We start from the raw sequence: 17,963 nt of genomic DNA, 5'->3' as shown, positions 1-17,963 counted from the left end.
CGGGGCGCGGGCGGAGTCAAGCGGAGCGGCGGAATCCGATCGTCGGGACCGCGCGCTGCAGCGGCCAGGGGCGGCACGACGCGGGCAGCAGCTCGCCGAGGAACCTGTACCGGGCGAGCGCCTGCGGGTCCTGGTCGGCGCACCCCTGCACCCGCTGCCACCAGGCCGCCACCTCCGACCAGCCGGGCGCGGACAGTGACCCGCCGAACTCCTGCACCGACAGTGCGGCCGTCAGCCCGGCGAAGGCGAGCCGGTCGGCGAGCGGCCAGCCGGCGAGCGTGCCCGTGACGAAACCGGCCATGAAGACGTCGCCCGCGCCGGTCGGGTCCAGTGCCTCGACCTCGATCGCGGGCACCTCCGCGGTCTCGCCGGTGCCCCCGTCCACGGCGTACGCGCCCTCCGCACCGAGCGTGACGACGGCGACCGGCACCCTCTCGGCCAGGGCGCGGGCGGCGGCGCGCGGGCAGTCGGTGCGGGTATAGCGCATCGCCTCCTCCGCATTGGGCAGGAACGCCTCGCACAGCTCCAGGCCGGGGAGGGCGGCGAGGTCCCAGCGGCCGGTCTCGTCCCAGCCGACGTCGGCGAAGATCCGGGCGCCGCGGGAGGCCGCGTCGGCGATCCAGCGCTCGCGGCGGCCGGGTACGAGGGAGGCGACGGCGGCCCGTGCGCGGGGCGGACCGGCGGGGACGGTGTTGCCGGGGTCCTCGGGGGGCGGGGCCTCGTGCCCGTGCGAGACCATCGTCCGCTCGCCCTCGTAGGCCATGGAGACCGTGACCGGGGAGTGCCAGCCGGGGATGGTGCGGGACAGCGAGAGGTCGATGCCCTCGCCCTGTTCGAGCGCGTCCCGGCAGTAGTCGCCGTAGTGGTCGTCTCCGAAGGCCGCGGCGAGGGAGGTGTGCAGGCCGAGGCGGGCGAGCGCGGTGGCCATGTTGGCGACGCCGCCGGGGCTGGACCCCATGCCGCGGGCCCAGGACTCGGTACCGCGGACGGGGGCGCTGTCGAGGCCGGTGAAGATGATGTCGAGGAAGACCGTGCCGGTGAGGAACACGTCGCACGCGGGGTCGTCGTCGCCGCGCACGTGGCCCAGCGGGTCGACGCGCTCGCCCGGCACGAGGGCACCGGGGGCCGGCAGGTGGGCACCGGGGACCAACGGGTGGGCACCGGGGGTGCGTTGCGGGTGTCCGTCGGGCGTGATCACGGTGGCTCCCGGAATGCGTGCAGAGCTGTGTGCGGAGCGGTACGGATCTGGTCAGTGTGCCTGATTCCCGGCCCTCGTCACGGGTTGCGGCGCAGGGAAATCGCAACCGCCTACCCCCGGGATTCCGGAGCAAACCGAATGTGTCCTGGCTCACACCATTCCAGCTTCTCGGGAACCGGGCGCACTTGATACAAATTGGCGCGCGTTCCCGTGCAACACCGGGCGCTCCCCCCTTTCTCGCCCTCTTCGTTCCCGGGAACGCCCATGCCTTCGCGCCTGCGCGCCGCGTGGCCCCTGGTCGCCGTCTTCACCGCCGGCTACCTCGCCTCCTACCTCCTGCCGACCGTCGTCGGCCGGCTCTCCGCCGGACTCGGTCTCACCTCCGCCGAAGCGGGCGTCGTGGGCTCCGTCCTCCTGTTCCATTCCGCTGTCGCCGGTTTCGTCCTGGCGTCGCGGGTCGAGCGGTACGGGCCGCGACGGCTGTCCAGGCTCGGTCTGTTGCTGGCACTCGGCGGGTACGGCTCCGCCGCGTTGACCTCGTACGTGCCGCTGGTGGTCGCGGGGGCGGCGGTCGGCGGGCTCGGCTCGGGCACGGCGACGGCGGTCGCGGCGGCCGGGATCGCGGCACAGCGCGATCCGCACCGGGCCTCCTCGCTGGGGCTGCTGGCGGTGTCGGCGACCGCGGGTGCGCTGTATCTGACGATCCCGCGGCTGGGTGGCGGGCATGTGCTGCCGTTCGCGGCGCTGGCCGTGGCCGCGGTGGCGGTGTGGCCCGCGACCGGGCGGCTGGAGGCGGCCGGGGACTCCGGCGCGGTCCGGGGCCCGGCCCGGGTCGTCCCGGTCCCGGTCAGGTCGCGTGTGCCGCTGCCCAGGCTGCGTTCGGGCGTTGTGCTGGCGGGCGCGATGTTCTGCTGGTCGATGGCGCAGAACGCGCTGTGGGGCGTCAGCGGGCGGATAGGCACCACCCAGGCGGGGCTGAGCGAGGTCACCGTCGGCGCGGTCTTCGCGGTGGGCCTGGGCGCGGGTCTCGCCGGCGTCATCGGCGCGGGCGCGCTGGGTCCGCGGCTCGGCCGGGCGGTGCCCATCGGAGCCGGCACGGCGCTGATCGGCGCCTGCATCGTGGTCAGTTCGTCGGCGCGGGGCTTCCTGGGCTTCGCGGTCGGCGAGGTGGCGTGGAACGTCTTCTACCCGGTGGTCCTGTCGTATCTGATCGGTCTCGCCGCCTCCCTGGACCCGCGCGGGCGGTGGGCGGTGCTGGTGGGCGCCGCGTCGTCGCTGGGGGTGGCGTGCGGACCGGTGACGGGGAGTGTCCTCTCGGTCCACGCGGGGTACGCGGGGATGGGCCTCGTGCTGTGCGCGCTGCTGCTGGCCGTGGCGGCGCCGATGACCGCGGTGGCCCTGCACACGTCGGGCCGGCCGCTGGTGCCCGTCGTGGTGCGCCGCCGCGGCGCCGTCCCGGCCGCGGCGGTCGCGTCGGTCGCGGAGATCCCGGTGCCGGTTTCCGGGCCGGCACCGGACCGTAGGTCGAAGGCGCTCGCGTCCTGACGCGCGGTTGCGAGCTGCGCGGGCCGGTGGGTGTCAGTCGGCGTCGAAGTCGTACGACTCGACCTCCGCGAGGTACCGCGCGCGGCGCTGCTCGTCGTGGTCGAGGAACGCCGCGCGGAAGGAGTTGCGGGCCAGTTCGCGCAGCTGGTCCTGGCTGAGGGACAGGGCCTCGCGGACCGCGTGGAACGTGTCGCCGACGTAGCCGCCGAAGTACGCGGGATCGTCGGAGTTGACCGTCACGAGCAGCCCGGCGTCCATCATCGCGCGCAGCGGGTGGTCCTCCAGGGTGTCCACGGCGCGGAGGCGGACGTTCGACAGCGGGCACACGGTGAGCGGGATCCGGTCGCGGACGAGGCGCGCGACGAGCTCGGGGTCCTCGACGGCGCGCAGGCCGTGGTCGATGCGCTCGACGCCGAGGACGTCCAGGGCCTCCACGATGTACGCGGGCGGGCCCTCCTCGCCGGCGTGGGCGACCTTGCGCAGGCCCAGGGACTCGGCCGCGGCGTACACCTCGCGGAACTTGGCGGGCGGGTGGCCCACCTCGGCCGAGTCGAGGCCGATTCCGCTGATGTGGTGGAGGTACGGCTTCGCGGCGTCGAGGGTGGACATCGCGGACTCGGCCGACTCGTCCCGCAGGAAGCACATGATCAGCTGCGTGGAGACGCCGTGCCGCTCCTCGCTGCGGTCCAGCGTGTGCGCGAGCCCCTCGATCACGCCGCCGATGGGGACGCCCCTGGCCGTGTGCGCCTGGGGGTCGAAGAAGATCTCGGCGTGCCGTACGCCCTGGGCGGCGGCCCTGGCGAGGTAGGCGTCGGCGAGTTCGGCGAAGTCCTCCGGGGTGCGCAGGACCGCCATCAGGCCGTAGTAGAGGTCGAGGAAGGACTGCAGATCGCTGAAGAGGTACGCCTCGCGGAGGTCCTCGGCGCCCGCGTAGGGCAGGTCGACGCCGTTGCGCTCGGCGAGGGTGAAGGCGAGTTCGGGTTCGAGGGTGCCCTCGATGTGGAGGTGCAGTTCGGCCTTGGGGAGGGTCAGCAGAGACATGGGTGCTCGCTCAGGGTTCGCGTTTGGGTACGGGGACCCGGACGAGGTCCCGGGCCACGGAGAGTTCGCCGTCGAAGCCCGCGGCCCGGGCCTGGCGCTCGAACTCCTCGGGTTCGCTGTAGCGCTGGGAGAAGTGCGTCAGGACGAGGTGCCGTACGCCCGCGTCGCGCGCCACCCGTGCCGCCTGGCCCGCGGTGAGGTGACCGTGGTCGGTGGCCAGCCGGTGGTCGTCGTCGAGGAAGGTCGACTCGATGACGAGCAGGTCGCAGCCCTCGGCCAGTTGGTACGCCCCGTCGCAGAGGCGTGTGTCCATGACGAAGGCGAAGCGCTGTCCGCGGCGGACTTCGCTGACGGCTTCGAGGCTGACGCCGCCGAGTTGCCCTTCGCGCTGGATGCGGCCCACGTCGGGGCCCTTGATGCCGTACGCGGCGAGCCGTTCGGGCAGCATGCGGCGGCCGTCGGGTTCGGTGAGCCGGTAGCCGAAGGACTCGACGGGGTGGGAGAGGCGGCGGGCCTCGAGGGTGTAGGCGGGGGTGGTGGCGAGTACGCCGTCGGCGGTGACCGGGGCCTCGGTCAACGCGACCGATTCGCGGTAGGCGGTGGCGTACCGGAGACGGTGGAAGAAGCGCTGTCCGCTCTTCGGGTAGTGCGCGGTGACCGGGTGCGGGACCTGGTCGAGGTTGATGCGCTGGATCACCCCGGCGAGACCGAGGGAGTGGTCGCCGTGGAAGTGGGTGACACAGATCCGGTTGATGTCGTGGGCGGCCACGCCCGCCCGCAGCATCTGCCGCTGGGTGCCCTCACCCGGGTCGAAGAGGATGCCTTCGCCGTCCCAGCGGAGCAGGTAGCCGTTGTGGTTGCGGTGCCGGGTGGGGACCTGGCTGGCGGTGCCGAGCACGACCAGTTCTCGTACGGACATGCGTGACTACCCGGGCGGCCAGTTGAAGCCGCGGCCGCCGAGGACGTGGAGGTGCGCGTGGAAGACGGTCTGGCCCGCGCCCGGACCGGTGTTGAAGACGACGCGGAAGCCGGTGCCGTCCACCTTGTCCTCGGCGGCGACCTCGGCCGCCTCGCGCAGTATGTCGGCGACGACCGTGGGCTCGGCCGCGGCGAGCGTGCCGGCGTCCGGGTAGTGCGCCTTCGGGATGACGAGCACATGGGTCGGTGCCTGCGGGTTGATGTCGCGGAAGGCGACGGTCGTCTCGGTCTCGCGGACGATGGTGGCCGGCACCTCCCCCGCGGCGATCTTGCAGAACAGGCAGTCGGCTTGCGGTTCTCCCGCCATGGTCCGGGCCCCTTCACGACTCATGACTCCGACGATCAATATATGCGCATGCTATCGCCGCGGGACGGGGCGGACCCGCACGGTCACTTGCCGGGCGTGCGGGTTTCCGTGACCGTCACCGTGACGGTGACCGTGGGGCGGGGCGTGCCGTTGCCGGGAGCGGGGGCAGGGGCGGGACCGGTGGTGGCTGTGGCGGTGCAGTCACCGAGGACATGCGCGCGGTAGACCGTGCGCGTGCCGGCCTTCGCGGTGAGGTCGCCGCGTACGCAGCGGCCGCCGAGCTCATGGGTGACGGTGCCGGTGATGGTGATCTTCCGGCCGTCGCCGGTCTCCCCCTGGCAGTCGACGGTGGCGGCGCTCCGGGGCGAAGGGGAGTTCGCGGCCGCGGAGTTGAGCGTGCTCGCGCAGCTGAGCCGGCGCACGTCGACGCCGGCGCGCTCCAGCTCCCGGGTGCCGGTGGCGTCGGTCGTGTAGGACACCGCCATGGTGCTCAGCCCGCCGGAGCCGGGCTCGCACGCCACGGCTCCGAGGGCCGTCGCGCCGGCGAGTCCGATCGCTGCCAGTACACGTGTGTACGCGCCCATACGCGGCAGCGTGCCACCGCGGCCGCGGTAGACCGCTTGCGGCCACAACGCGCCGCGTACGGTGGGGGCATGAGACGCGAGCGCACGCCCCGGCGGCTGGCGGTGGGCCAGGAGGTCCGGCTCTGGTCGGTCGGGCATCCGCACCCGGAATGCCGCGAGATCCTGACCGTGCGCCGCGCCGGCGCCCCGCACGCCCCAGCTGCGGTTCGTGTTCCGTGGCGGGGCGGGCCGTTTCGTGTCCGACGCGTACGGGCACTCCGGCCTGCTCGGCGACAGCCACGACCACACCCTCGACCTGCACGAGCCGGGTGTCGTGCGCCGGTTCCTCGACGAGGCCGCGGCGCGCGGGCTTCTGCCGACCGCGCACGGTGTCGAGGAGACCGACGGGTGGCCCCTGTTCGACGCGCTGGTGGGGTGGACCGCGGCCGTGTCAGGACCAGCGGCCGGTACGGCCCAGTAGCAGCGCGGCTGCCGCCGTACCGGCGGTGGAGGTGCGCAGGACGCTCGGGCCGAGGCGGTACGGCTTCGCACCCGCCTCCGCGAACGCGGCCAACTCCTCGGGGGACACGCCCCCTTCGGGTCCGACCACGAGCACGATGTCGCCGGTCGCGGGGAGCTCGGCGGTCGCCAGGGGCTCGGCGCCCTCCTCGTGGAGGACGGCCGCGAAGTCGGCTTCGGCGAGGAGCTGCCCGACCTGCTTGGTCGTCGCGGCGTCCGCGACCTCCGGGAAGCGCAGCCGGCGGGACTGCTTGCCCGCCTCCCGGGCGGTGGCGCGCCACTTGGCGAGGGACTTGGCGCCGCGGTCGCCCTTCCACTGGGTGATGCAGCGGGCGGCGGCCCAGGGCACGATCGCGTCGACGCCGGTCTCGGTCATGGTCTCGACGGCGAGTTCGCCGCGGTCGCCCTTGGGGAGTGCCTGGACGACGGTGATTCGGGGCGCGGGTGCGGGTTCCTCGCGCAGTTCGGTGACCGTGACCTCGAGGCGGTCCTTGCCCTCGACGGCGGTGACGGTGCCGTAGCCGCCGGTGCCGTGGCCGTCGGTCAGGACGATCTCCTCGCCGACGCGGAGGCGGCGTACGGAGACGGCGTGCCGGCCCTCGGGACCGTCGAGGACGACGGTCCCGGCGTGCACGTGGTCGACGAGGAAGACGGGGGCGGTCATGAGGCGTCCCGCAGGGCGAGGGCGGCGCTCGCGGCGTGCATCTCGGCGGCGAGGACCTCGACGAGGCGCCCGGCGGGCAGTTCGCGGGCCAGGCGGTGGCCCTGTCCGGCCCAGAGGGCCATGCCCTGCGGGTCGCCCGCCTTCGCTGCGGCCTTGCGCAGGCCGGAGGTGAGGTGGTGGACCTCGGGGTAGGCGGCGGGGGCGTACGGTCCGTGCTCGCTCATGAAGCGGTTGACGAGCCCGCGGGCGGGACGGCCCGAGAAGGCGCGGGTCAGCTCCGTCCTGGTGAACAGCGGATCGGTCATCGCCTGCTTGTGCAGCGCGTTCGCACCCGACTCGGGGCAGACGAGGAAGGCGGTGCCGAGCTGGGCGGCGTCGGCTCCCGCGGTGAGGGCGGCGGCGATCTGGCTGCCGCGCATGAGCCCGCCGGCGGCGATCACCGGGAGCTGCACGGACTCCCGGATCAGCGTGATCAGGGTGAGGAGCCCGATGCCGCTGCCGTCGGTTCCGGTGTCGTCACGGTGCGTGCCCTGGTGGCCGCCGGCCTCGATGCCCTGGACGCAGACGGCGTCGGCGCCCGCGTTCCGGGCGGCCTGGGCCTCGTCGGGCGTGGTGACGGTGACGACGGTGAGCGTGCCGGCGCGCTTGAGGGCGGCGATCGCGTCCCGGGCGGGGCAGCCGAAGGTGAACGAGACCACGGGTACGGGGTCGTCGCGCAGGATGGCCAGCTTGGCCTCGTAGCCGTCGTCCCGTCCGGCCTCGGGGTCGCCGAGCGGGGTGTCGTACCAGCGCGCCTCACCGGCGAGCTGATGCCGGTAGACGTCGACGGTGGCCGGGTCGGCGTAGTGCGGCTGCGGCATGAAGAGGTTGACCCCGAAGGGGCGCCCGGTGAGCCCGCGCAGCTGCTTGATCTCCTGGTACATCCCGTCCGCGGTCTTGTACCCCGCGGCGAGGAAGCCGAGCCCGCCGGCCTCGCTCACGGCGGCGGCGAGCTGCGGGCAGGAGGCGCCGCCAGCCATGGGGGCCTGCACGATCGGGTGACGACAGAGATCGGTCAGCGCGGAGGGCATGCCCGCATCGTGCCACGTCCCGCGTGCTCGGCCGAATCCCGGGGCCTGCGCGCCCCATGGTGCCCGGGCTCCACCGGGGCCGGCCCCACCCGCGTGAGCGCCCAAAGGTCCCTCGGGGCGAGCCCCCACCCATCGGCACCGGGCACCGGGTGTTGTGCCCACCCGTTCCGTGGGAGTTCGTCCTGGGGGACCCCCACGCGGAACCCATGCCCACAACGGTGGGGGTTACGGGAGGGCGGCACGGCCCGCGGCACGCATGCCCACAACGGCCGGGGCTACGGGAGGGCGGCACGCCCCACGGAACACGGGCGGGCAGACCGCGCGGAGGCAGTCGCGGCGCGAAGCGCGCGGGCGGCGTGGGGGCTGTCAGGCCTCCGCAGGGGGCCGAGGTTTGTCCCCACGCGGCGGAGCCGCAGACCGGCGCAGTCGGGAAGGGGCGGGGTGGGGGAAGAAATCCCCCGCCCGCCACGCCCCCGCAGGGGGAGCCCAGGTGAGGGGGTGTCCCCCTCACCTGCCGTTGAACGCGTCCTTGAGGCGGGAGAACAGACCCTGCTGCCCCGGCTGGAACTGCCCCATCGCCCGCTCCTCGCCCCGCAGCTTCGCCAGCTCCCGCAGCAGCCGCTCCTGCTCCGGGTCCAGCTTCGACGGCGTCTGCACCTCGACGTGGACGATGAGGTCACCACGGCCCCCGCCCCGCAGGTGCGTGATGCCGCGCCCGTGCAGCGGGATCGACTGCCCGGACTGGGTCCCGGGACGGATGTCGACCTCCTCCATGCCGTCCAGCGTCTCCAGCGGCACCTTCGTGCCGAGCGCGCCCGCGGTCATCGGAATGGTCACCGTGCAGTGCAGATCGTCGCCGCGCCGCTGGAACACCGCATGCGGCAGCTCGTGGATCTCGACGTACAGGTCGCCCGCAGGGCCGCCACCGGGCCCGACCTCGCCCTCGCCGGCGAGCTGGATACGGGTGCCGTTGTCGACGCCCGCGGGGATCTTCACGGTCAGCGTGCGGCGCGAACGCACCCGCCCGTCGCCCGCGCACTCCGGGCACGGCGTCGGGACGACGGTGCCGAAGCCCTGGCACTGGGGGCAGGGACGGGACGTCATGACCTGGCCGAGGAAGGACCGGGTCACCTGGGAGACCTCACCGCGGCCGCGGCACATGTCACACGTCTGCGCCGACGTCCCCGGCGCCGCGCCCTCGCCCGAGCAGGTCGTGCACACGACGGCCGTGTCGACCTGGATGTCCTTCGTCGTACCGAAGGCCGCCTCGTTGAGATCGATCTCCAGCCGGATCATCGCGTCCTGCCCGCGCCGCGTCCGCGACCTGGGCCCGCGCTGGGACGCCGTACCGAAGAAGGCGTCCATGATGTCCGAGAAGTTGCCGAAGCCGCCCGCACCGAAGCCTCCGGCGCCCGCACCCGCGCCGCCGGACGCGGAGAGCGGGTCGCCGCCGAGGTCGTAGACCTGCTTCTTCTGCGGGTCGGACAGCACCTCGTACGCGGCGTTGATCTCCTTGAAGCGCTCCTGCGTCTTCGGGTCCGGATTCACGTCCGGGTGAAGCTCCCGCGCCAGCCGCCGGAAAGCCTTCTTGATCTCGTCCTGCGATGCGTCGCGGCGCACGCCGAGTACGGCGTAATAGTCCGTGGCCACTACGACTCCGCCAGGATCTGTCCGACGTAACGTGCCACTGCGCGTACCGCTCCCATCGTTCCGGGGTAGTCCATGCGGGTCGGTCCGACCACGCCGAGTTTGGCGACTGCCTCGTCGCCCGAACCGTAGCCGACCGCGACGACGGACGTGGCGTTGAGGCCCTCATGGGCGTTCTCGTGCCCGATCCGTACGGTCATGCCGGAGTCCTTGGCCTCGCCGAGCAGCTTCAGCAGCACGACCTGCTCCTCCAGCGCCTCCAGCACGGGCCGGATCGTCAGGGGGAAGTCGTGGCCGAAGCGCGTCAGATTGGCGGTGCCGCCGATCATCAGCCGCTCCTCGGTCTCCTCGACGAGGGTCTCCAGGAGGGTGGCGAGCACGGCGGAGACGGTGCCCTGGTCGTCGAGTTCGAACGACTCGGGAAGGTCCTGCACCAGCTGCGGCACGTCGGCGAAGCGCCGGCCCACCACCCGGCTGTTCAGCCGGGCCCGCAGATCCGCCAGCGAGGTCTCGCCGAACGGCGCCGGGCAGTCCACGTGCCGCTGCTCGACCCGTCCCGTGTCCGTGATCAGCACGAGCATCAGGCGGGCCGGGGCGAGTGCCAGCAGCTCCACGTGACGCACGGTCGAGCGCGTGAGGGACGGGTACTGGACGACCGCGACCTGCCGGGTCAGCTGCGCGAGCAGCCGTACCGTACGGGCCACGACGTCGTCGAGGTCGACGGCTCCGTCGAGGAAGTTCTGGATCGCGCGCCGCTCGGGCGACGACAGGGGCTTGACGCCCGCCAGCTTGTCGACGAAGAGCCGGTAGCCCTTGTCCGTCGGGATCCGGCCCGCGCTGGTGTGGGGCTGGGCGATGTATCCCTCCTCCTCCAGCACGGCCATGTCGTTGCGCACGGTGGCCGGCGAGACGCCGAGCTTGTGCCGCTCCGTGAGGGCCTTGGAGCCGACCGGCTCCTCCGTGCCGACGTAGTCCTGGACGATGGCACGAAGGACCTCGAGCCTGCGTTCGCTGAGCATCGCGCGCACCTCCAGCGTGGATCATCGGCGGGTTCGTCGGTCTTGTCTGGTCGCTTGGCACTCGCTGTGTCGGAGTGCCAGCCTTCCCCGGGCCAGTGTACGGCCGGTGGGTACGCCCCGAGCAAGGGCGGCCAGGCAGTCTGTCGAGGGGACGCCGCTGGTCGCCCGGGATAGCGTCGCCGTATGGACGTCAGTTGGGAAGACTTCGGCTGGGAACGGCTCGCCGCCGGTGTCGGCCGCCGCCGCCTGCCGATCTGGGACGCGACGGCCGGAGTTGTGGTCGGGGACGACGCGGTCCTCCTGTTCGACACCGGCGCGACGCTCCGCGAGGGCGCCGAACTCCGCGCCCAGATCGAGACCCTCCTCGGCGGCCGTCGTGTGACCCATATCGCGCTCAGCCACCCGCACTTCGATCATGTCCTCGGCACGGCGGCGTTCTCGGCCGTGCGCGTGTACGGCGCGGTCGGCGTCGACGACCTGCTCGTCCGGGACCGGGACGTGCTCCGCGACGACGCCATCCGCCACGGGGTGGCGCCGGACGACGCGGCGCAGGCCACGGACGTGCTGGTCGCCCCGCAGCACGTCGTCTCCGGCGAGTGGACGCTCGACCTCGGCGGCCGGCAGGTCCTCCTCGCGAACGTCGGCCCCGGCCACTCGGGCCACGACCTCGCGCTGCTCGTGCCCGCCACGGCCACGGAACCGGAGATCGTCTTCTGCGGCGACCTGGTGGAGGAGTCCGGCGACCCCCAGGCGGGCCCCGACGCGATCCCCTCCCGCTGGCCCGCGGCCCTGGACCGGCTCCTCTCGCTGGGCGGGGAGGACGCGGTGTACGTGCCGGGCCACGGGGCGGTGGTGGACGCCGCATTCGTGCGCGCCCAACGGGACGAGCTGGCCCGGCGGTTCGCGGTGTCGTAGCGTCTGCCCAATGCGCAGCTACAGCCCCGATCTCACCCCGCCCTGGAAGAGGCGGCAGCCCGTTCCCGAGGTGCCGGCCGAGCCGGACCTGGTCGTCGAGGAGGTCACGACCGGCTTCTGCGGGGCGGTGATCCGCTGCGAGGCGGGGACGGTGACCCTGGAGGACCGCTTCGGCAAGCACCGGGTGTTCCCGCTGGAGCCGCGCGGCTTCCTGCTGGAGGGCAGGGTCGTCACACTGGTCCGGCCGTCCTCGGGCGCCCCTGTGCGTCCCACCCGCACGGCCTCCGGCTCGGTCGCCGTCCCCGGTGCGCGGGCCCGGGTCGCCCGCGCGGGCCGCATCTATGTGGAGGGCCGGCACGACGCGGAGCTGGTCGAGAAGGTGTGGGGCGACGACCTGCGCATCGAGGGCGTGGTCGTCGAGTACCTGGAGGGCATCGACGACCTCCCCGCGATCGTCGCGGACTTCTCCCCTTCGGCGGACGCCCGCCTGGGCGTCCTGGTGGACCACCTGGTCCCGGGCTCCAAGGAGTCCCGCATCGCCGCGTCCGTCACGGACCCGAACGTCCTGGTGGTCGGCCACCCGTACATCGACGTGTGGGAGGCCGTGAAGCCCTCGTCACTGGGAATCGCGGCCTGGCCGTCCGTCCCGCACGGCCAGGACTGGAAGACGGGCGTCTGCCACGCCCTGGGCTGGCCGCCCAACACGGGCGCGGCCTGGCAGCACATCCTGTCGCGCGTGACGACCTACAAGGACCTCGAGCCGGCCCTGCTGGGCAGGGTGGAAGAGCTGATCGACTTCGTCACGCAGTAACCCGTTGGGGGCAGTCGTTCCGCGCGGGGTCCCCCAGGACGAAGTCCTAGGGGGAGGAACGGGTGGGCACCACCCCCGGTACCGGATGCCGTACCTGTGGACCGGGGCCCACAGGCCCGGTCCAGCGGCGTGGACGGTCAGTCCACCAGGTCCCGGACCACCGCGTCGGCCAGAAGCCGCCCGCGCAGGGTGAGGACGGCGCGCCCGTCCTCGTACGGCCCGGGCTCCAGCAGCCCGTCCGCCAGCGCCCGCCTGGACGCCTCCAGGCCGGCCTCGCGCAGGAGCGACAACGGGCACCCCTCCCGCAGCCGCAGCTCCAGCAGCACCCGCTCCACGCGCCGGTCCTCGTCCGCCAGGACCTCCCGGCCGGCCCCGGGCGAGCGCCCCTCCCCCAGCGCCCCCGCATACGCGCCGGGGTGCTTCACGTTCCACCACCGCACCCCGCCCACATGGCTGTGGGCGCCCGGCCCGGCACCCCACCAGTCGGCGCCGCGCCAGTACAGCTCGTTGTGCAGACAGCGCCCCGCCTCGGTCGTGGCCCAGTTCGACACCTCGTACCACTCGAAGCCCGCCCCGGCCAGCACCTCGTCGGCGATCAGATACCGGTCCGCGTGCACGTCGTCGTCCGTCATCGGCACCTCGCCGCGGCGGATCCGCCGCGCCAGCTGCGTGCCCTCCTCCACGATCAGCGCATACGCGCTGACATGGTCGGGGCCCGCCCCGATCGCCGCGTCCAGGGACGCCCGCCAGTCGTCGTCGCTCTCTCCCGGCGTGCCGTAGATGAGGTCGAGGTTCACGTGCTCGAAGCCCGCCGCCCGCGCCTCCGCGACGCACGCCTCGGGCCGCCCCGGCGTGTGCGTACGGTCGAGGACCTTCAGTACGTGTTGCCGTGCGCTCTGCATCCCGAAGGACACCCGGTTGAAGCCCCCGGCCCGCAGCTCCGCCAGATACGCGGGGTCCACGGACTCCGGGTTCGCCTCCGTCGTGACCTCCGCGTCGTCCGCGAGGCCGAACTCCTCGCGCACCGCCCCGAGCATCCGTACGAGATCGGCGGCGGCGAGCAGCGTCGGCGTACCGCCGCCGACGAAGACCGTCCGCACGGGGCGCGGGTCGTCGCCGAGGACCTTGCGGGCGAGCCGGATCTCCTCGATCAGCGTGTCCGCGTAGTTGTCGCGAGACGCAAGCACGCCGCCGCTGCCGCGCAGCTCGGTCGCCGTGTAGGTGTTGAAGTCGCAGTAGCCGCAGCGCGTGGCGCAGTACGGAACGTGCAGGTAGAACCCGAGGGGCCGGTCGCCGGCACCCGTGAGGGCGTGCGCGGGCAGTGCCCCGTCCAGGGGCATGGGCTCACCATCAGGCAGTACGGAAGGCATACGCCCCATTGTCCGCCACGTGCGGAGTTCTCCGGACAGCCCGCGTTCGGCGGACGGCCCGAAGCGTTCGGCGGCAGGCGGCATTCGGTGGCCGGCGCCGGCCGAGGTCAGCGGGCCTGCAGCACCAGGAGCGCCAGATCGTCGCCCGGCGGGGCCTCCGCGAAGGTGTGCACGGCCTGCCTTATCCGGTCGGCGACACCCTGCGCCGTGAGCCCGACGCAGCCCGCAAGGGCCCGCGCCAGCCCGTCGCCGTCGTCGAACATCCGCTGCCCGGAGCGCCGCTCGGTGACCCCGTCGGTCACGCAGAGCAGCGTGTCGCCCGGCTCCAGGTCGAAGGTCTGGCTCTCGTACGCGGCGTCGTCGACGACGCCGAGGAGCAGCTGGGACGCGGCGGCCGGGCGGACCGTGCCGTCGGGCCGCAGCAGCAGGGGGAGCGGGTGGCCTGCGCAGGCGAGGGTGCAGCGGACGCCGGTGCCGTCGGGGAGCGGGGTGAGCTCCCCGTACAGGAGGGAGAGGAAGCGCGACTGCGGCCCCTCGTACGTGCCGTCGAGCGTCGTCGGATCGGGGCCCGCGACCATGAGCGCCGCCGCTTCGGCAGCCTCCATGGCGTCGTCGAGGAGCAGGCCGTTGAGGCGGTCGAGGACCTCCCCGACCTGGTAGCCCTCGCGGGCGAGCAGGCGCAGCCAGGGGCGGGCGAGGCCGGTGACGACGGCGGCCTCGGGGCCGCTGCCCTGGACGTCGCCGAGCATGAAGCACCAGCGGCCGCCGCTGCCCGCCGGGAAGATGTCGTAGAAGTCGCCGCCGGCGAGGCCCTCGTCGCTGGGCTCGTACACGAGGGAGCTGTCGACCCCGGGGATCTGCGCGACCTGGGCGGGCAGCAGGCCGCGCTGGAGCACCCGGCTGATGGTGGCCTGCCGGGTGTAGGCGCGGGCGGCGCCGATCGCGAGACCGACGCGGCGCGCGAAGTCCTCGATCAGCGCGGTCGCCTCGCCGAGTACCCCCGCGCCGGTGTCCGGCGTGCCTTCGCGGCCCAGCAGCATGGTGCCGACGGGCCGCGCGCCGGCGGTCAGGCGGAACGCGACGGCGCTCCGCTCCCCGGCCGCGGGGTCCCCGGCCGCAGCGGCTTCGGCCGCGGGGTTCCCGGCCGCTGGGTTCTCGGGCCAGGCGACGGGAACGGGCACGGCCGCACCGCGTGCGTCCTCCGTCAACCGCGGCGGGTCCTTGGCCAGCACCGCACGCAGGCTCTCGATCGCGGACTCGTCCGCGTGCCAGACCTTGGCCAGCCTGGGCACCGGCCCTGTCTCGCCGTCCAGCCACACCGCGCACCAGTCGGCGAGCCGCGGCACCAGCAGCTGCCCGGCCAGCGCCGCGACCATGTCCTCGTCGAGCTGCCCGGCGAGCAGGTCGGACGCCTCGGCGAGGAACGACAGCGCCCCGCGGCCCGTCCAGTCCCGGTCGTCCCGTGCGGCCCTGCGCGGCGCCGGTGCGAGGATCTCGGCGGCGCGCAGCCCGCGCTGGGCCGTCCCCGCCGCACCGCACCCGTCGAGCGCCAGCCGTGCCCACACCGCCTTGAGCCCCGGCCGGTAGGTGATCCCCCAGGACGCGGCGAGCGCGGCGACCAGCTGCAGCCCGCGCCCGTACTCCGGTTCGTCGGACACCGCCCCGGGATCCGGCGCGTCACTCCGTACGGCCCGCGCGGGATGGTGGTCGGACACCTCGACGACCAGCGACGCCGGATCGTCGTCGCTCGCCCCGTCCAGTCGTACGAGGACCTCCACGGTGGTTCCCGCGTGCACGACGGCGTTGGTCACGAGTTCGCTCACGACGAGCACGGCGTCGTCGGCCAGCCGGTCCGCTCCGCGCGTCGCCACCATCCCCAGGCGGGTCCAGTCGGCGAGTGCCACCCGCACGAACCGCCGCGCGGCGGACGCGGCCAGCGGATTGCCGGGCAGGCTGGTGCGCGCCGCGGCCCGTGCGTCGCCGCGCTGCGAGATGAGGTGCACCGACCGGTGAGTGGTCTCCTGCTGCATCGGAACGGACCCCACGCTGCGGCTCCTGTCCGGCTCTGGCGTCGCCCCACGGCGACTGACGACACGGACAGAGTGACAGACCGAGCCCGCCCGTAAGCGGCGAGTCATCGAACTCGGGGGACCCGAACACACCCGGACAGCGGCATTCCGCCACGAAAGGGGCGCACGGCGTGCCGGTGAGCGCGCAGGGAGCCGCGCCCCGGACGGGGCCGGCGCAGAGGCCACGCGCCGAACGGGGTCGACGCAGGGAGCCGCGCCCCGGAAAGAGGTCGGCGCAGAGGGCCATGCCCCCTGCGCCGACACGCCGTGCGCGGTGCTACGCCTCCCGCGCGCCCTCGTACATCGACTCGATCAGGTCCTTGTACTCGCGCTCGACGACCGGCCGCTTCAGCTTCAGGCTGGGCGTCAGTTCGCCGTGCTCGATGTCCAGGTCACGCGGCAGCAGGCGGAACTTCTTGATGGTCTGCCAGCGCTGCAGGCCCTCGTTGAGACGCTTCACGTAGCCCTCGATGAGCCGCTCCGTCTGCGGGGCGGCGACGACCTCGGCGTAGGACTTGCCGTCGAGACCGTTCTCCTTGGCCCAGCCGAGGATGGACGGCTCGTCGAGGGCGATGAGGGCGGTGCAGAAGTTCCGGTCCGCGCCGTGGACCAGGATGTTGGAGACGAACGGGCAGACCGCCTTGAACTGGCCCTCGACCTCGGCCGGGGCGATGTACTTGCCGCCGGAGGTCTTGATGAGGTCCTTCTTGCGGTCGGTGATCTTCAGATAGCCGTCGGCCGACAGCTCGCCGATGTCACCGGTGTGGAACCAGCCGTCGGACTCCAGGACTTCGGCGGTCTTCTCCGGCAGCCCGTGGTAGCCCTGCATGATGCCCGGGCCGCGCAGCAGGATCTCGCCGTCGTCAGCGATGCGCACCTCGCAGCCGGGCACCGGCTTGCCGACGGTGCCGGTGCGGTAGGCCTCGCCCGGGTTGACGAAGGACGCGGCGCTGGACTCGGTGAGGCCGTAGCCCTCCAGGATGTGGATCCCGGCGCCGGCGAAGAAGAAGCCGATCTCGGGCGAGAGCGCCGCGGAGCCGGAGACGGCGGCGCGCAGCCGGCCGCCGAAGGCCTCGCGGAGCTTGGAGTAGACGAGCGCGTCGGCGACCTTGTGCTTGGCGGTGAGGCCGAAGGAGGCCGACGCCGTGCCGGTGCGGCGGAAGTTGTCCTGCGACTCCTTGGCGTACTCGCGCGCGACCCCGGCCGCCCACTGGAAGATCTTGTACTTGGCGGCGCCGCCGGCCCGGGCCTTGGCGGCCACGCCGTTGTAGACCTTCTCGAAGATGCGCGGCACGGCCGCCATGTAGGTCGGCTGGACGACCGGCAGATTCTCGATGATCTTGTCAACGCGGCCGTCGACGGCGGTGACGTGCCCGACCTCGATCTGGCCGGAGGTCAGCACCTTGCCGAAGACGTGCGCGAGCGGCAGCCACAGGTACTGGACGTCGTCCTTGGTGACGAGGCCGGTCGAGGCGATGGCCTTGGCCATGTACGACCAGTTGTCGTGCGGCAGCCGGACGCCCTTGGGGCGGCCCGTGGTGCCCGAGGTGTAGATGAGCGTGGCGAGTTGCTCGGAGGTGATCGCCTCGACGCGTTCCTTGACCGCGCTCGGGTGCTTGGCGAGGTACTCGGCGCCGCGCGCCTCCAGGTCGGCGAGGGAGACCACCCAGCCCTCGGGGTCGCCCTCGGCCGGCTCGGCGGCGGGGTCGATCACGACGACGTGCTGGAGGTTCGGCAGCTCCGCGCGCTTCTCGCGGGCCTTGGCCAGCTGGGCCGCGTCCTCCGCGACGAGCACACGGCTCTCGGAGTCGGCGAGGATGTACGCCGACTCCTCGGCGTTGGTCTGGGGGTAGACGGTCGTCGTGGCCGCACCCGCGCAGAGGATGCCGAGGTCGGCGAGGATCCATTCCACCCGGGTGGAGGAGGCGAGCGCCACGCGCTCCTCGGACCGCACCCCCAGATCGATCAGCCCGGCCGCGATGGCGTACACCCGCTCGGCGGCCTCGCCCCAGCTCAGCGACTTCCAGTCGTCGGGGCCCTGACCGGCGGCGGACGGGACCGGGTAGCGGTACGCCTCCGCATCCGGAGTCGCCGCCACACGCTGGACGAAGAGGGTCGCCACGGAGGGCGGTCGGTTCTCGAGCTGGGTCTGTGTGTCGGTCACGACATCCTCCGGGCCTGCTGCGGCGTTGCTGCACGACTGGCTTTGACTGCACGACTGACTTTGAACTGCACGGCTGACTCTTG

Annotated in this window: 16 protein-coding genes; 4 read left to right on the top strand and 12 right to left on the bottom strand. The window is 73.3% G+C overall.

Annotated features, from left to right (window positions below):
* Positions 1-16 precede the first annotated feature (16 nt).
* Positions 17-1,111 carry a carbohydrate kinase family protein gene (locus tag ACFV9O_RS12990; RefSeq protein ID WP_385416313.1) on the bottom strand — a complete coding sequence of 365 codons (1,095 nt, stop codon included), beginning with the start codon at positions 1,109-1,111 and terminating at the stop codon, positions 17-19.
* A 351-nt stretch (positions 1,112-1,462) separates the two neighbouring features.
* Here ACFV9O_RS12990 and ACFV9O_RS12985 point away from each other — a divergent pair, with 351 nt between their 5' ends.
* The gene (locus tag ACFV9O_RS12985; protein ID WP_385416241.1) at positions 1,463-2,743 is read left to right on the top strand and encodes an MFS transporter; all 1,281 of its coding nucleotides are present in this window, start codon (positions 1,463-1,465) and stop codon (positions 2,741-2,743) included.
* Positions 2,744-2,776: 33 nt separating this feature from the next.
* Here ACFV9O_RS12985 and ACFV9O_RS12980 read toward each other — a convergent pair whose 3' ends face one another.
* The 4 genes from ACFV9O_RS12980 to ACFV9O_RS12965 form a co-directional block, all read right to left on the bottom strand.
* Positions 2,777-3,775: an adenosine deaminase gene (locus tag ACFV9O_RS12980; protein WP_385416310.1), complete on the bottom strand. Its 999-nt coding sequence runs from the start codon at positions 3,773-3,775 to the stop codon at positions 2,777-2,779.
* Positions 3,776-3,794: 19 nt separating this feature from the next.
* Positions 3,795-4,703, bottom strand: a complete 909-nt coding sequence (locus ACFV9O_RS12975; protein ID WP_385416238.1) for a ribonuclease Z — start codon at positions 4,701-4,703, stop codon at positions 3,795-3,797.
* A 6-nt stretch (positions 4,704-4,709) separates the two neighbouring features.
* Positions 4,710-5,069 carry a histidine triad nucleotide-binding protein gene (locus ACFV9O_RS12970; protein WP_385416308.1) on the bottom strand — a complete coding sequence of 120 codons (360 nt, stop codon included), beginning with the start codon at positions 5,067-5,069 and terminating at the stop codon, positions 4,710-4,712.
* Positions 5,070-5,152: 83 nt separating this feature from the next.
* Entirely contained in the window at positions 5,153-5,653 is a 501-nt protein-coding gene (locus tag ACFV9O_RS12965) for a hypothetical protein (protein WP_385416236.1), read from the bottom strand.
* Positions 5,654-5,861: 208 nt separating this feature from the next.
* Between ACFV9O_RS12965 and ACFV9O_RS12960 the strand changes: the two genes are divergently transcribed.
* A complete protein-coding gene (locus ACFV9O_RS12960; RefSeq protein WP_385416233.1) occupies positions 5,862-6,113 on the top strand; it encodes a hypothetical protein in 252 nt (83 codons plus the stop codon).
* Here ACFV9O_RS12960 and ACFV9O_RS12955 read toward each other — a convergent pair.
* The 4 genes from ACFV9O_RS12955 to hrcA all read right to left on the bottom strand — a co-directional run bounded on the left by ACFV9O_RS12955 (position 6,084) and on the right by hrcA (position 10,551).
* Positions 6,084-6,815, bottom strand: coding sequence for a 16S rRNA (uracil(1498)-N(3))-methyltransferase (locus tag ACFV9O_RS12955; protein ID WP_385416231.1), 732 nt, complete (start codon positions 6,813-6,815; stop codon positions 6,084-6,086). The two genes, ACFV9O_RS12960 and ACFV9O_RS12955, sit on opposite strands and share 30 nt — an antisense overlap.
* Complete coding sequence (locus tag ACFV9O_RS12950; RefSeq protein WP_385416229.1) at positions 6,812-7,885, bottom strand: nitronate monooxygenase; 1,074 nt, start codon at positions 7,883-7,885, stop codon at positions 6,812-6,814. Before ACFV9O_RS12950 ends, ACFV9O_RS12955 begins: the two co-directional genes overlap by 4 nt.
* Positions 7,886-8,392: 507 nt before the next feature.
* The gene (gene dnaJ / locus ACFV9O_RS12945) at positions 8,393-9,535 is read right to left on the bottom strand and encodes a molecular chaperone DnaJ (RefSeq protein WP_385416226.1); all 1,143 of its coding nucleotides are present in this window, start codon (positions 9,533-9,535) and stop codon (positions 8,393-8,395) included.
* The gene (hrcA, locus tag ACFV9O_RS12940; protein WP_385416223.1) at positions 9,535-10,551 is read right to left on the bottom strand and encodes a heat-inducible transcriptional repressor HrcA; all 1,017 of its coding nucleotides are present in this window, start codon (positions 10,549-10,551) and stop codon (positions 9,535-9,537) included. The genes dnaJ and hrcA overlap by 1 nt, the downstream gene beginning before the upstream one ends.
* 183 nt (positions 10,552-10,734) lie before the next feature.
* Here hrcA and ACFV9O_RS12935 point away from each other — a divergent pair, with 183 nt between their 5' ends.
* Entirely contained in the window at positions 10,735-11,466 is a 732-nt protein-coding gene (locus ACFV9O_RS12935; protein ID WP_385416220.1) for an MBL fold metallo-hydrolase, read from the top strand.
* A gap of 10 nt (positions 11,467-11,476) precedes the next feature.
* Entirely contained in the window at positions 11,477-12,277 is an 801-nt protein-coding gene (locus ACFV9O_RS12930; protein ID WP_385416218.1) for a DUF3097 domain-containing protein, read from the top strand.
* Positions 12,278-12,414: 137 nt separating this feature from the next.
* Here ACFV9O_RS12930 and hemW read toward each other — a convergent pair whose 3' ends face one another.
* The 3 genes from hemW to ACFV9O_RS12915 form a co-directional block, all read right to left on the bottom strand.
* On the bottom strand, positions 12,415-13,647 hold the full coding sequence (gene hemW / locus ACFV9O_RS12925; RefSeq protein ID WP_385416216.1) for a radical SAM family heme chaperone HemW: 1,233 nt from the start codon (positions 13,645-13,647) through the stop codon (positions 12,415-12,417).
* A gap of 107 nt (positions 13,648-13,754) precedes the next feature.
* Positions 13,755-15,677 carry a SpoIIE family protein phosphatase gene (locus ACFV9O_RS12920; protein WP_385416305.1) on the bottom strand — a complete coding sequence of 641 codons (1,923 nt, stop codon included), beginning with the start codon at positions 15,675-15,677 and terminating at the stop codon, positions 13,755-13,757.
* Between the two features lie 316 nt (positions 15,678-15,993).
* Positions 15,994-17,880 carry an AMP-dependent synthetase/ligase gene (locus tag ACFV9O_RS12915; protein ID WP_385416214.1) on the bottom strand — a complete coding sequence of 629 codons (1,887 nt, stop codon included), beginning with the start codon at positions 17,878-17,880 and terminating at the stop codon, positions 15,994-15,996.
* Positions 17,881-17,963: the final 83 nt, after the last annotated feature.

It is taken from the genome of Streptomyces sp. NPDC059909 (genome assembly GCF_042730885.1).
In the GTDB taxonomy this organism is placed as follows: Bacteria; Actinomycetota; Actinomycetes; order Streptomycetales; family Streptomycetaceae; genus Streptomyces.
Note: the sequence above shows the minus strand (reverse complement) of the source record. Positions and strands in the feature narration are given on the sequence as shown.

What these genes read in the sequence shown, in the direction of transcription:
- ACFV9O_RS12975 (WP_385416238.1), bottom strand. Translation starts at nt 4,703, where the DNA reads ATGTCCGTACGAGAACTGGTCGTGCTCGGCACCGCCAGCCAGGTCCCC.
- ACFV9O_RS12930 (WP_385416218.1), top strand. Translation starts at nt 11,477, where the DNA reads ATGCGCAGCTACAGCCCCGATCTCACCCCGCCCTGGAAGAGGCGGCAG.
- ACFV9O_RS12970 (WP_385416308.1), bottom strand. Translation starts at nt 5,069, where the DNA reads ATGGCGGGAGAACCGCAAGCCGACTGCCTGTTCTGCAAGATCGCCGCG.
- hrcA (WP_385416223.1), bottom strand. Translation starts at nt 10,551, where the DNA reads ATGCTCAGCGAACGCAGGCTCGAGGTCCTTCGTGCCATCGTCCAGGAC.
- ACFV9O_RS12955 (WP_385416231.1), bottom strand. Translation starts at nt 6,815, where the DNA reads ATGACCGCCCCCGTCTTCCTCGTCGACCACGTGCACGCCGGGACCGTC.
- ACFV9O_RS12985 (WP_385416241.1), top strand. Translation starts at nt 1,463, where the DNA reads ATGCCTTCGCGCCTGCGCGCCGCGTGGCCCCTGGTCGCCGTCTTCACC.
- hemW (WP_385416216.1), bottom strand. Translation starts at nt 13,647, where the DNA reads ATGCCTTCCGTACTGCCTGATGGTGAGCCCATGCCCCTGGACGGGGCA.
- ACFV9O_RS12965 (WP_385416236.1), bottom strand. Translation starts at nt 5,653, where the DNA reads ATGGGCGCGTACACACGTGTACTGGCAGCGATCGGACTCGCCGGCGCG.
- ACFV9O_RS12950 (WP_385416229.1), bottom strand. Translation starts at nt 7,885, where the DNA reads ATGCCCTCCGCGCTGACCGATCTCTGTCGTCACCCGATCGTGCAGGCC.
- ACFV9O_RS12920 (WP_385416305.1), bottom strand. Translation starts at nt 15,677, where the DNA reads ATGCAGCAGGAGACCACTCACCGGTCGGTGCACCTCATCTCGCAGCGC.
- ACFV9O_RS12935 (WP_385416220.1), top strand. Translation starts at nt 10,735, where the DNA reads ATGGACGTCAGTTGGGAAGACTTCGGCTGGGAACGGCTCGCCGCCGGT.